At 72.7% G+C, this 13,030-nt stretch carries 11 protein-coding genes and 1 pseudogene; 3 read left to right on the top strand and 9 right to left on the bottom strand.

Annotated elements, in window-relative coordinates:
- Positions 1-29: 29 nt before the first annotated feature.
- The 6 genes from ACZ7EG_RS19260 to ACZ7EG_RS19235 all read right to left on the bottom strand — a co-directional run bounded on the left by ACZ7EG_RS19260 (position 30) and on the right by ACZ7EG_RS19235 (position 6,199).
- The gene (locus ACZ7EG_RS19260; protein WP_402356721.1) at positions 30-581 is read right to left on the bottom strand and encodes an SET domain-containing protein; all 552 of its coding nucleotides are present in this window, start codon (positions 579-581) and stop codon (positions 30-32) included.
- Positions 581-1,831 carry a preATP grasp domain-containing protein gene (locus tag ACZ7EG_RS19255; protein WP_402356724.1) on the bottom strand — a complete coding sequence of 417 codons (1,251 nt, stop codon included), beginning with the start codon at positions 1,829-1,831 and terminating at the stop codon, positions 581-583. The genes ACZ7EG_RS19260 and ACZ7EG_RS19255 overlap by 1 nt, the downstream gene beginning before the upstream one ends.
- Before the next feature lies 1 nt (position 1,832).
- Positions 1,833-2,564 carry a class I SAM-dependent methyltransferase gene (locus ACZ7EG_RS19250; RefSeq protein WP_471079792.1) on the bottom strand — a complete coding sequence of 244 codons (732 nt, stop codon included), beginning with the start codon at positions 2,562-2,564 and terminating at the stop codon, positions 1,833-1,835.
- The gene (locus ACZ7EG_RS19245; RefSeq protein WP_471079789.1) at positions 2,561-3,730 is read right to left on the bottom strand and encodes a hypothetical protein; all 1,170 of its coding nucleotides are present in this window, start codon (positions 3,728-3,730) and stop codon (positions 2,561-2,563) included. The genes ACZ7EG_RS19250 and ACZ7EG_RS19245 overlap by 4 nt, the downstream gene beginning before the upstream one ends.
- Complete coding sequence (locus ACZ7EG_RS19240; protein WP_471079786.1) at positions 3,720-4,817, bottom strand: lysine-2,3-aminomutase-like protein; 1,098 nt, start codon at positions 4,815-4,817, stop codon at positions 3,720-3,722. The genes ACZ7EG_RS19245 and ACZ7EG_RS19240 overlap by 11 nt, the downstream gene beginning before the upstream one ends.
- Before the next feature lie 122 nt (positions 4,818-4,939).
- Positions 4,940-6,199, bottom strand: a complete 1,260-nt coding sequence (locus ACZ7EG_RS19235) for a serine hydrolase domain-containing protein (RefSeq protein WP_471079783.1) — start codon at positions 6,197-6,199, stop codon at positions 4,940-4,942.
- 138 nt (positions 6,200-6,337) lie between these two features.
- Here ACZ7EG_RS19235 and ACZ7EG_RS19230 point away from each other — a divergent pair, with 138 nt between their 5' ends.
- Complete coding sequence (locus ACZ7EG_RS19230; RefSeq protein ID WP_471079781.1) at positions 6,338-7,126, top strand: N-formylglutamate amidohydrolase; 789 nt, start codon at positions 6,338-6,340, stop codon at positions 7,124-7,126.
- 14 nt (positions 7,127-7,140) lie between these two features.
- Positions 7,141-7,404, top strand: a pseudogene (locus tag ACZ7EG_RS19225) (cytochrome P450); the annotation flags it as partial.
- Between the two features lie 21 nt (positions 7,405-7,425).
- On the opposite strand, the gene ACZ7EG_RS19220 reads toward ACZ7EG_RS19225, so the two are convergent.
- From ACZ7EG_RS19220 to ACZ7EG_RS19210, 3 genes are all read right to left on the bottom strand, one after another.
- A complete protein-coding gene (locus tag ACZ7EG_RS19220) occupies positions 7,426-7,914 on the bottom strand; it encodes a hypothetical protein (protein ID WP_471079778.1) in 489 nt (162 codons plus the stop codon).
- Entirely contained in the window at positions 7,911-8,486 is a 576-nt protein-coding gene (locus ACZ7EG_RS19215) for an RNA polymerase sigma factor (RefSeq protein ID WP_471079775.1), read from the bottom strand. Before ACZ7EG_RS19215 ends, ACZ7EG_RS19220 begins: the two co-directional genes overlap by 4 nt.
- A 62-nt stretch (positions 8,487-8,548) precedes the next feature.
- Positions 8,549-9,979 carry a S8/S53 family peptidase gene (locus ACZ7EG_RS19210; protein WP_471079773.1) on the bottom strand — a complete coding sequence of 477 codons (1,431 nt, stop codon included), beginning with the start codon at positions 9,977-9,979 and terminating at the stop codon, positions 8,549-8,551.
- A 269-nt stretch (positions 9,980-10,248) separates the two neighbouring features.
- Here ACZ7EG_RS19210 and ACZ7EG_RS19205 point away from each other — a divergent pair, with 269 nt between their 5' ends.
- A complete protein-coding gene (locus ACZ7EG_RS19205; RefSeq protein WP_471080400.1) occupies positions 10,249-12,816 on the top strand; it encodes a CHAT domain-containing protein in 2,568 nt (855 codons plus the stop codon).
- Positions 12,817-13,030 lie beyond the last annotated feature (214 nt).

The following is a 13,030-nucleotide window of genomic DNA, read 5'->3' as shown; positions in this document are numbered from 1 at the left end:
ACTCCGGCTCGGTCGCCGGGCGGACGGGTTCACCGGGCCGGCGCGTGCGGTGACGCCAGGACGCTCCCGGGACGCGGCGGGATCCGCTGGGGCAGCGTCCGGGCCGCCGCCAGGGCCGGCTCCATGCGTTGCCGCCAGGTGCGTGTCAGGGCTTCGCCGGCCCCGTCGGCCGCCGTTCGCACGGTGCCGGCGCAGGAGGGTGTCCCGCAGCGGCAGGTGAACTCCCAGGGCTCGTCCGCGGTGAAGGTGCGGTAGTCGCAGGTGACCTCCTCGCCGGCCCGGATGTCACGCACCGCGATGCCGGCGGCCAGCCCGTGGTCGAGGGCGACGGCCTCGCACGAGTGGTTGAGCAGGTGGGCGCCGCCGCAGGGGAGGATCAGCCCCCGGTCGTCGAGGCGGTAGCCGAACTCGTCGAGCCAGGCGATCACCTCCGGCGGCAGCCCGCCCTGCTCCCCGGCCGTGCGGACCTCGCAGTCCGGGCAGGGGCCCCACAGGGCGGTTCCCATCGGGATGTCCCGCAGGGCGAAGACGCCGCTGCCGCCGACCGGACTCAGCCCGGGGTGCAGATCGGGGTGGAGCATCAGCCGATCCCCAGGATCTGCTCCACCTGCTGCTCGGCCTCGGCGACGGACCTGGCGTCGCGGCCGACCACCAGGTAGCGCCACTTGCCGTCCACCTCCCGGGTGTCGGCGGTGAGCAGGGCGCGCGCGCCGGCGGACGGGTCGGCGAGCCCGGCGGCGGCCAGTCCGGCGACCGCACCCGCGAAGTCCAGCGTGCTCGTGCCCGGCCGGACGTCCGCACGCCAGTGCACGGGGGAGTCCCCGGGCCGCATCCGCCGGGCCAGCTCCTCGAGGTAGGTGCCGCCCGTGCGCCGGACGTTGGCCTCGGTGACGACGTAACCACCCGCGTGCACACCGCAGTCCACGTCGAAGATCCCGCGGTAGCCGTGGTCGTGCAGCCAGCCGCCGATGGCCCGCGCGGCCTCGAGGAGCCGGGGGTGGTACGGCCCCTCCTCGGCGGGGGTCACCATGCCCGTCCAGGCGTTGTTCACGGTCCGCTGGTCGCAGCTGTAGAAATACGACGTGCCCGAGTCGTCGACGGACATCTCCATACTGGGGGTCGCCTCGAACGGCAGGAACTCCTCGTACACCCAGCCGCAGTCCCGCTCCGTCTGCCCGGCCAGCGCCTCGGTGAGCTGTTCCTGAAGCGTCTTCGGCCCGTCGGATCGGATCACGGTGTTGCCGAAGCCGTTGGACGACCGGTTCGTCTTGATGATCGCGGCGGCCCGGGAGCTCAAGAACTCCTTCAGGTTCAGGGCGAGTTCGTCGGCCGTCTCGGCATAGCCTCCGTCGGCCACGGGCAGTCCGAGCCCGGCCGCGATCTCACGGAACCCGCGCTTGGTGTTGATCAGGCGCAGGGCGTCGACCGTGCCGTCCTCGGGAAGCCGTGAGTACGGCAGCACGCGGACGCCGGTGCGCCGCGCGAACTCGAGGACGGGACCGTCCAGGACGAAGGGCTTCAGCTCCGTCCGCGCGGTGAGGAGGTGCTCGGCCCCGAGGTCACGGACGACGTCCAGGGCGTGGACGCCGCGGACTTCGTCGGGGGCGACGATGTCGACCCGCGAGGTGTCGAGTCCGGTGACGCTCTCGACGTACTCCCGGAAGGCCGGCGTGCAGGGGGCGAGCATGACGACGCAGTCGCCCGGCTCGGCCTGCCACAGCTTCCGGGGTGTAACCGCCGCCATGGCCCGCCGGTAGGCGTCCGTGGGGTTCTCGGCCATGATGTCGCTGACGATGTTGGCGAGGATCGTCCGGCTCTGCCGCTCGGCCATGTCAGTTTCCTCCCCGCCGGGCGGTGAACACGGCGTGCCCCGCGTACATCCACACCACGTCGACCTCGGCGAATCCCGCCGCGCGCAGCCAGTCCAGGTGCTCGGCGACCGAGGAGGGCTTGTCGAAGGGGTCCGGGCCGGTCAGCCGGTAGTAGTTCCACTCGGACTTCTCGAAGGCGACCGCGGCCTCGTCCCCTCCGAAGCGCTCCTGCGAGCCCTCCCGCACGGCCTGCTCCCAGTGGTCGCCGGCCAGGGTGCGGGCGGTGGCGCCGGCCGGTTCGACGAGGTCGGCCATCACGAAGACCCCGCCCGGGGCGAGCATCGCGTGGATGTCGCCGTACAGCGCGCGCTTGCCCGCGCCGTCGAGGTGGTGCACGGCCAGCGAGGTGACGACCGCGCCGTACGTGGTGCCCGTGCGCCAGTCGCGGTCCTCGATGTCCGCCCGCAGCAGGGTGTGCCGGTCACCGAGGGGCGCCACTCGCCCTGCGGCCAGGTCGAGCATCTCCTGCGAGCCGTCGAGCAGGGTGACGCGCCCCTCGGGGGTGCGCAGCAGGTACTCCTCCGAGAGCCGTCCCTCGCCGCAGCAGAGGTCGAGCACATGGGGGTCGGGGATCCGGGCGAGGAGGTCGCACACGGTGGCGATCTGCTCGCGGCGCCGCGGGACGAACACGTCACCGTATTTGGTGAACACCTCGGTGTCCGAAAGCTCCCAGGTCTCTGCCGGCTCTGTCATGTCGTCTCCAGTGGTTCGAGGATCTGCTGTGCACACAGCCAACGAGCGAGCCCGCGGCAGTCTTCGGGTACGGCGCCGACCGCGCCGGGCGAGGCGAGGGCCCGGTCGAGCCAGGTCCGCAGGGAGGGGGTGTCCGCGAACACGGCGGAGTGCCCCAGGGTGGCCACGGTCAGTCCGCCCGTGGGCCGGGCGGACCACACGACGGGCGCGGTCGAGACCATGCGCACCTTCGACGGCGAGCCGCCGCCGGGGCCCGCCGGTGCCGGGCGCATGCCGAGCGCCGTCAGCCGGGCCAGCAGGGCCGCGTCGTCGCCGGTGAACGACGTGTGCTCGCGGTACTGCCGGAGCCACTCCGGGGGCACGTCGCCGTGCACGCGTTCCGCCCAGGGGGTGAGCAGCTTCGCCTCCACGTCCAGCGTCTTGGTGTAGGACGCGATGTTGAGGGCGATGGACGGTTCATGGGTCTCGCCGACGTGCCAGATGCCGCTGCGCCAGAAGTACCCGCCGCCGCCGGTCGCGGTGAGGGAGTGTCCGTGCGGAAGGGCTTCGGCGAGGCCGAGTTCCGGCAGGTACTCCTCGGGGTGTCCGGCCTCCGGCTCGATGTCCTCGCGCAGCGCCGTGCCCGCCGGGATCCAGTCGGTGCCGCGCCAGAAGTGCATGCTCTTCCTGCCGCCGAGCACCAGGTGCAGGTTCGTGCAGCCCTCGCGGTGGATGCCGCCCGGCGTGTTGCGGTACGCGCCGTAGAACACCTCGGCCTCGACGTGGCCCGGTGCCAGGCCCAGGGCGTGGAGGTGTGGCGCCACGAGCTCGACCAGGGTCCGGAACAGGTCGCGGTCGTGCTCCTGGACGGTGCGGGCGAACACGAAGACGTCGTCCCGGGCCGAGATGGACTGTTGCCGCTCCAGCCAGGCCGAGAACCCCTCGGTGTCGGTCTCGCGGGTCGGCCAGGACTCGTGGTCCCGGACGAACTCGCCGTTGACCAGGAGCTTCACGTAGTCGTGCTGGTGTCCGGCCGCCTCCGAGGCGTAGGTGCGGCACAGGGCCCGCCAGGCCCGCTCCGGGGTGAGGCCCCATGCCGTCCAGTTCAGGGCGGAGGTGACACCGCCGGTGTCGGCGAAGTCGATCCTGCCGGCCCTGTGCGTGCCGGGAGTGGGGTCAGTGGTCACGGTCCGCACCTTTCGGGCCGATGTGCACGGGGACGGCACCGGGGGCCGGGCCGGGCGGGTAGGCGTGGTGGGTGTCCCAGGGGTCGCGGACCCGGTAGGTGTCGTCGCCCTGGTCCTCCAGGTAGGACGGCCCGATCGGCACCTTGCCGTGTCCTCCGGGAATGTCGAGGACATAGGTGGGCTGGCAGGTGCCGGAAACCCGGCCGCGCAGCCGTTCCATCAACTCCTGGCCCTGCGCGATGCTCGTCCGGAAGTGGCTGGTGCCCGGGGCCAGGTCGCCGTGGTGCAGGTAGTAGGGCTTGACCCGGTTGGCGACCAGCGTCCGGAACAAGTCCTCCAGGGCCTCCGGGGTGTCGTTGACGTCCTTGAGCAGAACGGTCTGGCTCAGCAGGGGGATGCCGGCCGAGCTGAGCCGGCGCAGCGCGGCGCGGGCGGCGTCCCCCCACTCCTGGGCGTGGTTGGTGTGGACCACGATCCATACGGGTGTCTCGGTGCCCAGCACCTCGGTGAGGGCGTCGGTCACCCGCTCCGGGGCGACCACGGGTACCCGAGTGTGGAACCGGATGGCCTTGACGTGCTCCATCTCGTCCAGGGCGGCCATGATGGGCGCGAGCTTGGTGGGCGAGATGATCAGCGGGTCGCCTCCGGTGAAGATGACCTCCCACACCTTCGGCTGGGACCGGATGTAGTCCAGCGCGGCTTCCATCTCGTCGGCGGACAGCATGCCTTCGCCCGGCCCCACCACTTCTCGGCGGAAGCAGAACCGGCAGTAGACGGGGCACAGGTGCATCGGCTTGAGCAGCAGCCGGTCCGGGTAGCGATGCGTGATCCCCTTGGTGGGGGTGAAGGGGGCGTCGCCGATGGGGTCGGCGCGTTCCTCGGGCAGGGTGATGAGTTCGGCCGCACTGGGGACGAATTGTTTCGCCACCGGATCGTCCGGTCCGTCCATCTGTTCCTGCATTGCCGTGGTGACGCTCACCGAATATCTCTTGGCCACGTCACGAATTCCGGGTAGCTCGTCCTCGGTGATGAGGTTCTGCGCCAAAAGCGATTCGGGCGTGCGAAGGGTACGAGAATGGCGGGGCATGAAACACCACCTGTCGCTGAGTTCGTCAGTTGAGTGCTGCATACGTCCTCTGCCGAGGGCAGGGTGAAACCATCGGCGGAGCAATGAAAAGAAGCAGGGGGAAAGGCAGAAACAGGGGCGGGTTACACGGCGGAGACGGTCCGGTCGCAGACCGCTCGCACCAGGCGGCGCCCGATTTCGTACCGCTCGTCAGGATGTTCTTCCGGGCGCCTGGTGACCGTGGTGGCCACCGCCAGGTCGTGCTCCGGGCTGTACGCCATCACCACGCCCCAGAATCCGGGGTGACCCCACCAGACGCCCGGCCCCAGGGGCAGCCTGAAGATCCCCGTCCCACGGCCTTCGGCACCCCGCGCCGGCACGGGCTCCAGCATGCGGGCCAGAGTCGCACGATGCTCGAACACCTCGCCGGCGAACAGGGCACGGACGAACAGCGCGAGGTCACGCATGGTGGACACCAGCCCGCCACCGCCCCACAGGTCGCACGAGGGATCCACGGCGAGAAGGTCGGTGCCGGCGCTGTACTGGTGCGCCCGGTCCGCGGCGCCCTCCGGTGCGGTTTCCAGGGACTCCAGGTGCACCGACTCCAGGCCGAGCCGCTCGAAGTCCAGCAGCGTGCGGTATGCGGCGGCGAGCGATGTGCCGGTCAACCGTTCCAGGATGTCGCCGAGGAGGATGTAGCCGGTGTCGCTGTAGTGGAACTCGGTACCGGGATCGGCCAGGGGCCTGCCATGGGCCACCGCCCATCGCACCTGTTCGAGTCGGGTCCAGCGGTGCGCCGGCCGGGCGAAGGCCTCGCGGTCGTAGTCGGGGTCGGTGCCCCAGTCGTACAGACCCGCGGTGTGCTGCAACAGCTGGCGGACCGTCATCCTGCCGGTCCGGTAACCCCCTTCACCGAGGGCCTCGATGAGTTCTACGGAGGTCAGGGGTGTGATCGGGTCGTCCAGGCCGAGCCTGCCCGACTCGACCAGGCGCAGGACGGCCGCCGCCGTGAACGTCTTGGTGACCGAGGCGACCCTGACCGCCGCCGCGGGACCGAGAGGCCTGCCGTCGACGAGGTCGGCCACACCGGCCGCTCCGGACCAGTCGATCCCGGGACCGTTCAGCGCCGCGAGCACCCCGGGCTGATCATGAGAGTCCCTCAGGAAATCGCTGACGATCGAACGAAGGAGAACGTCCGAAGGTAATCGATGCGAACGCCCCTCTTCGCCATGACGACATGAATATCGACATGCATGTGTCTCGCCGCACAAGGCGACCAACCCTTCCCCCGTACGCGTCCCGGAAACAGTTCGGCTGGTAAGCCACACCCATTCCGGTTCGCTAGCCACGTTGCGCGGTCTCGCAACGCCGGTCAGTAAAGTAACCGGCAAGCGATCAACCATAAAGTCAGGCCACCCAAATGTGACGCGCATCACATGCCGCTCGCATTTTAGGTACCCTGTGTAATCGACACGCTGGATCAAAGGTCCGCCTATGAGGCCATTTCTGCTCTTCACCGACAACGCCCCCGGAGCCACCCCATGACCGACGCCCGGAACTCCTTCGAGCCGCTGGCCGGGGCCTGCGACTCCCCCGTGATCCTGCATGTCCCGCACTCCGCGCGGGAGATACCCGATGACGTACGCGCGGGCATCGTGCTCGGTGACGAGGAGCTGGAGCGGGAGCTCGACCACATCACCGACGCGCACACGGCGGAGATCGCCGAGGGTGCGGCCGGGCTCGCGGGGGTGACGCCCTGGCGGTTCGTCAACCGGCTGTCGCGGCTGGTCGTCGACCCCGAGCGGTTTCCGGACGAACGGGAGGAGATGCGGGCCGTCGGTATGGGCGCGGTGTACACGCGGACCACGCACGGCGGTGTGCTGCGGCCCGAGGGGGTCGATCCCGAGCCGCTGGTCGAGCGGTATTTCCGGCCGTACGCGCGGGCGATGACACAGGCCGTGGCGGACCGGCTGGCGGCCACCGGGCGAGCCGTGATCATCGACGTGCACTCCTACCCGAGCCGCAGGCTGCCGTACGAACTGCACGGGGACGGCCCCCGGCCGGCCGTGTGCCTCGGCACCGACCCGTTCCACACCTCGCCGGGCCTGCTGGACGCCGCCCGGGAGGCGTTCGGGGAGACAGGGCTCGACAGCCCGTTCAGCGGGACCTACGTCCCCCTGGAGTTCTACGGGAAACGGCCCGAGGTAGGCGCGCTCATGGTGGAGATCCGCCGCGACACCTACATGACCGAGCCGGGCGGTCCCGCCGGGGCGGGACTGGAGCGGCTGGCCGGCGCCCTGGCCCGTCTCGTCGACGCCGTGTCCCGCTGAACGCCGGACGCCACCACCTGGCCGCCAACCGTGACCCGGACGTCTTCCCCGGGCCGGACCGGATCGACCCCGGCCGCGCCCCCAACCCGCACCTGGCCCTCGGCAACGGACCGCACTACTGCACCGGCGCCGTCCTGGCCCGCCTCCAGACCGAACTCCTGCTCGGCACCCTGCTGGACCGGCTCCCGGGCCTGCGTCTCACGGTCCCCGCCGACCAGGTCGCGTGGCGGCGCAGGACGATGATCCGGGGTCCGCGGACGCTGCCGTGCACCTGGTGACCCGGCGCCCCGGCCCGGGGTCTAGGCCCGCAGCCACTCCGTCACCACCACGTCCCCGCCGGTCCGCAGCCTCAGCGCGAACGGGCCGGAGAGCGGTGCGTCGCCGGTGAAGCGGCCCAGGTCGTCGGCCATGAGCAGGGCGCCGGGGCGCGGGCCGCCGAGGAACTCGATCCGGGCCGGCCGCGGGGGCAGCACCTGCCCCATGAGCCCCTGCGCGGTCACCTCGACGTCGACGGTCACCTCACCCGCGCGGAAGGTCAGCATCCGCGGCACGTCGGCGGCGCCCCGGACCGGCAGGGCGTCGACGAGCGAGTCGAAGGTCAGCTCGGCCACGCGCGCCTCCAGGTCGTGCAGCGCGTAGGCGTCGAGGGCGATCTGCTGGAGCTCCGCCGGTACCGGGTCGAGGACGGCGGCGGCCCGCCGCAGCTCCTCCTCCAGGAGTTCGTCGTCGAACTCCCGGTCGTCGAAGTCCTCTTCGCCGAAGAGGTCGTCGCCGTTCAGGTCGCTCACATCGCCCCCCGTGCCTCGAGCCGGGCCCGCAGGCGCCGCAGACAGCGCTGGCGCAGCGGCCCGATGCTGCCCACCGCGATCCCGAGCGCGGCGGACACATCCTGGTAGCTGGGCGGCGGCGTGGCCATCAGCACGCGCAGCAACTGCCTGCACCGCTCGCCCAGTTCCTCGAACTCCTGCCACAGCCGCCGCACGCGTTCGCTCTGCGCGGCGGCCTCCTCGGAGTCGAGCAGCGACTGTTCCGGCGTGCCGTCCTCGCTGGCCCGGTCCAGCAGCCGAGGATCGTCCGTCAGGGTCAGTCGCTGCGCACTGCGGATGACCTTCAGGCACTCGTGGCGCGCGGTGCTCGCCAGCCACGCGCCCGCCTTGCCGGGCTCACGGATACTCCCGAGGTGCTGGGCGAAGCGGAACCAGGCCGTCTGGTACACCTCGTGGGCGTCGGCGTCGGAGAGCCGGTGGGCCCGGACGACGGACCACACCAGGGGGCTCAGCCCCTCCACGAGCGCCTTCCAGGCCGCCGCGTCGCCGCCGGCGGCCGCCTGGACGAGCGCGCCGGCATCAGTACGGTCCACGGCAGCCCCACCCCTCGAGTACGGCACGTCATCGTACGCCGTGGAGGGGGCGGCTTCGGCCGTCACAGCCCGGCGCCGAGGCGCACGACCGGGACCGGACGCCAGGTGGGGGGACGAAGGGCGGGGACGTGTGCGCCCCGCACCTCCGCGAACTCCGCGTTCGCGGCAAGGAGTTGCTGCCGGGCCGCGCGTGGGTCGGTCTCCTTGTGCGCCGCCATGTGGGCGGCCACCAGGCCGGCGGTCACGGGTGTGGCGAAGGAGGTTCCGCTCCACTGCGCGTACCCCTCGAACATCACCTGGTCCGGCTTGGCGGCGCTGCCCTCGTCGCTCAGCACGCCGCTGTGGCGGGGGTGCCGGCAGGTGCAGCCGTAGGAGAAGCCGTAGCGGCAGGCGTCGTACGTGGAGTGCTGGTACACGTACGGGACGGGCGCGTCGAAGCCGGTGAGGGCGCTGGTGAGGCGCTCTCCGGGGGCGTAGACCTTCACCCAGGGCCCGTGGTTGGTGAAGCAGGCCCCGAACTCGCCGTCGCTGCGCAGGGCGCCGACCGACAGCACGGAGTCCTCCCAGCCGGGCAGATCGGCGTAGGCGGCGGGCCAGAAGGGCGCGGCGCTGCCGTTGTTGCCGGCGGCGGCGACCAGCAGGGTGCGCTGTTCGCGCAGTTCCCGCATGAAGTTCTCGACGCCGAGCAGGCCGTCGGTGCGGCCGTTGGAGGTCCCGGCGGAGAGGCTGAGCACGTCGGGCCAGCCGCCCGCGTCGACGGCCTCGAAGAGCTTCTCGCCGAACTCGGACTCCAGGATGGCGCCCGCGTCGTTGAGGCTGCCGCGCACGGTGATGTCGGTGTTGGGCGCCACGGCCGCCACGAGCCCGGCGATGAACGTGCCATGTCCGACGTACTGCTGGAGGATGCCCTGGTCGTCGCACTCCTGGACCTGGGCGTCGCCGCCGGTGTGGGCGAGCAGACCGCAGGAGCGGTAGTCGTGCACGAGGCCGGTGTCGATGACGAGGACACCGACGGCGGTGCCCGGGTCGTGGGGCGTGCCGGCGGCGGCCGGGTTGGGCGGCTCGCTGAGCGGGGCGGGGACGGGTTCGTCGCCGGGGCAGGCGTTGACCGCGATGTGCACGACGTGGTTGCGGGCGACCATCCGGTGCCCGGTCCGGGACTCCTGCTCCCGGACGGAGCCCAGGGCGTGGGCGACGGTGCGGTCGGCGTCCCGGCCACCCTCGCCGGGGTCGCCGACGCGGATACGGGTGATGCCGCTGCGGTTGGTCTGCGGGCCCGCGCGGCGGATCTGCTCCTGGTCGAGGTCGGGTGCGGCCGTGAAGTGGGCCCGTACGGTGTCCTCGACGATCCGGGCCTCCTCGCCGTCGCGGACGAGGACCACACCCTTCTCGTACATGAACTCCGCCGAGTCGTCCGGGCCCATCGCCAGGGGGACGTCCGGCATCGAGCGCTGGATCTGGTCGAACTGCTCGTGGAATCGCTGAGGTGCCATGGCGGGTCCTCCCGTTGGTGCGACGGCGTCGGCCGGTGCCGCTGAGCGGTCGTCGACAAGAGCCGCAGGGCCGCTGCTTGATACAGCTCCACACCTGTGCGGGGCGCTGCTTGATACAGCTCCACACCTGTGCGGGGCGCTGCTTGATACAGCTCCACACCTGTGCGGGGCGCTGCTTGATACAGCTCCACACCTGTGTGGGGCGCTGCGGGACCACTACCATCCGAGGAGTGACAGCGGGAAGCGACGCGGTGACGGAACTGCTGCCGATGGTGTTCGCCGACCCGGGCGAGGCTCTCGCGAGGGCCCGGGCCCTGCTGGCGGCCGACGCCTCCCCGCTGGACGCCTCCGTGGCCCACCAGGTGATCGGCATCTGGCAGCGCGACTTCGGCGACCTGCGGCTCGCGCTGCACCATCTGCGGCGGGCCCGGGTGTGCGCGGCGCGTGCCGACTCGGCCGACCGGGAGGCGGACGTGCTGGCCACGCTGGGCGTGGCGCTGGTGCACGCGGGCCGCACCCGGGAGGGCCTGGCGGCGTTCGAGCGGGGTGCGGCGCGCGGCGGCGGGCACACCAGGGCGCGGGTGCTGTACCGGCGGGCGTACGTGTGGTGGGTGCTCGGTCACCATCGCGAGGCGCTGGAGGACGTGCGCCGGGCGGTGCCGGTGCTGCGACAGGCGGAGGACGTGATCTGGACGGCGCGGGCGCTGACCCTGCGGGCTACCGTGCACCTGGCGCTGGGGTCGGTGGAGCGGGCCGAGGCGGACTTCACCGCGGCCGAGGCACTGTGGGAGACCACCGGCCAGGAGCACGACAAAGCGGACGCGGTGGAGAGCCGTGGCCTGGCCGCGTTCCGGTCGGGGGACGTACCGGCGGCGCTGCGGCTGCTGGACGAGGCGGAGGAGCGCTACGCCCGGCTCGGCACGCCGACGTTCATGCTGAACATCCGGCGCTGCGAGGTGCTGATGGCGGCCGGTCTCGCACCGGAGGCGCTGGCCGAGGCGGACATGGCGACCGGGAGGCTGGACGGGATCGGCGGGCAGTCCACCCGCAAGGCGGAGCTGCTGCTGGCCGCCGCGCGGGCCGCCCGGTCGGCGGGCGACCAGCCCACGGCGATCGCCCGCGCCGCCCTCGCGGTACGGCTGTTCGCGGGGCAACGGCGTTCCTGGTGGGAGGCGCACGCCCGGCTGGTGCTGATCGAGGCGCGGCACGCGGCCGGGCGCGGCTCGGGACGGCTGGTCGCCGACGCCGCCGCGGTGGCCGGGAAGCTGGCCTCCTTCGGCGCCCCGGCCGCGCCGGAGGCGTCGCTGCTCGCGGGCCGGATCGCGCTGGATCTGGGCTGGACGGCCGACGCGGAGCGGCACTTGGCGGTGGCCGCGCGCAGCCGGCGCAGCGGTCCGCCGCTGGCCCGGCTGACGGGCTGGGCGGCGCAGGCGCTGCGGGCGCAGGCCGCCGGGTCGGCCCGGGGCGTGCTGGAGGCCTGTCGGCGCGGTCTGGACGTGCTGGACGATCACCGGATGACGCTGGGCGCCTCGGAGCTGCGAGCCCGGGCCACCGAACAGGGCGCGGAACTGGCGGCGTTGGCGCAGCGGGCCAGTCTGGTCTCCGGCGGGCCGCGGCGGCTGCTGGTGTGGAGCGAGCGCTGGCGGGCCACCGTGCTGTCCACCCCGCCGACCAGGCCGCCCGCCGACCCGGAGCTGCTCAGCGGCATGACCGCCTTCCGCGAGATCGCCTCGCGTGCGGAGGCAGCCCGGATGGAGGGCCGGCCGGTGGTGGCGCTGGAGCGCGAACAGCGGCGCCTGGAACGGGAGATCCGGTCCCGGACCCTGCACATGCGGGGCGAGGCCCCCGGTGGCGGGGACCGGTTCGACGTCGGCCGGCTGCTGGAGGAGCTGGGTGACCAGGCCCTGCTGGTGGAGCTCGCCGTGCTCGACGGACGGGTGCAGGTGCTGCTGTGCGGACGGGGGCGGGTGCGCCGGTTCGAGGCCGGTCTGCTCGCCGAGGCGGAGACCGAGGCCGAGCATGTGCAGGCCGGGCTGCGGAGGATGGCCCACCCCGGTGCCCAGGCCCGGCTCCCGGTGGTGGAGGCGGCGGGCCGGCGGCTGGAGGAGCTGCTTCTGGGGCCGGCCGTGGCGCAGCTGGGCGGCGGCCCGGTGGTGATCGTGCCGCCGGGGCGGCTGCACCGGGTGCCGTGGGCGCTGCTGCCGTCGCTGCGGGAGCGGGTGCTCAGTGTGTCGCCGTCGGCGGGCAGTTGGCTGCGGGCCCGGGAGACCGCGCCGCCGCCGGACGGCTGCCATGTGCTGGTGCGCGGCCCCGGCCTGGCGACGGGTGGTGCCGAGGTGCCCGAGCTGGCCGGCCGGTACGGCTGCGCGACGGTCCTGGAGGAGGACCAGGCGCGGGTGCCGCGGGTGCTGGAGGAGCTGGACGGGGCTGCGCTGGCGCACATCGCGGCGCACGGCACGTTCCGCGCGGACAGTCCGCTGTTCTCGTCCCTGCGGATGGCCGACGGGCCGATCGTCGTGCACGACTTCGAGCGGCTGGACCGCAGCCCCTACCGGATCATCCTGTCCTGCTGCGACACCGCCCGCCTCGCCTCCGTCGGAGCCGACGAACTGCTGGGCCTGGTCACGGCGTTGTTGCCGCTCGGCACGGCAGGGGTGGTGGCGTGCAGCGCGCCTGTGAACGACGCGGCGGTGGTGCCGCTGATGCTCGCGCTGCACAAGGGCCTCGACGACGGTCTGTCCCTGGCGGAGGCACTGCGCGACGCCCGGGCCGCCCTGCCGGGCGACGCGCTGCACCAGGCCACGGGGTGGGCGTTCTCGGCCTTCGGGGCGGCCTGACCCAGTCCACTGCCCAGGACGGCCTGACCCGGCCCACTGTCCAAGGCGCCTGCCCGATCCAGCCCTTCGAGGCGGCCTGACCCGTCCCCTGCCCAGGACGGCCTGACCCGGCCCACTGTCCAAGGCGCCTGCCCGATCCAGCCCTTCGAGGCGGCCTGACCCGTCCCCTGCCCAGGACGGCCTGACCCGGCCCACTGTCCAAGGCGCCTGCCCG

Source organism: Streptomyces sp. NPDC037100 (assembly GCF_055606225.1).
The sequence above is the reverse complement of the archived record's forward strand: the minus strand, read 5'-3'. Positions and strand labels throughout refer to the sequence as shown.